The organism is Streptomyces sp. ATLC9, from assembly GCF_057196705.1.
This window is the reverse complement of record NZ_JBXUOY010000659.1, coordinates 1-223: the sequence shown is the minus strand read 5'-3', so window position 1 is coordinate 223 and position 223 is coordinate 1. Positions and strand designations below refer to the sequence as shown.

Here is a 223-nt window from a genome sequence, read left to right as displayed (position 1 = left end):
GACGGATTCCTCCAGCTTCGCCGTATACGCGCGCAGCGTCGTCGCCGTGATGCTCCGGAGCGGAAGCCGCCCCAGGTGCGGAATGATGTGAAGCCGCGCTTTACGTTCCTGATCCTGCTGGGTCTTGGGAGCTCCCCTCCTGCCCGGCGCCCAGCACAGTCCGATGTAGTCGGCCAGCGTGATGGACCCGTCACGCGGGTCCACGAACTCCCCGCGTTCCTCA

At 66.4% G+C, this 223-nt stretch carries 1 protein-coding gene; it reads right to left on the bottom strand.

Annotated elements, in window-relative coordinates:
• Nucleotides 1-223: tyrosine-type recombinase/integrase (locus AC2CJA_RS27530; RefSeq protein ID WP_484605315.1), on the bottom strand; the 223-nt coding region annotated here is incomplete at both ends.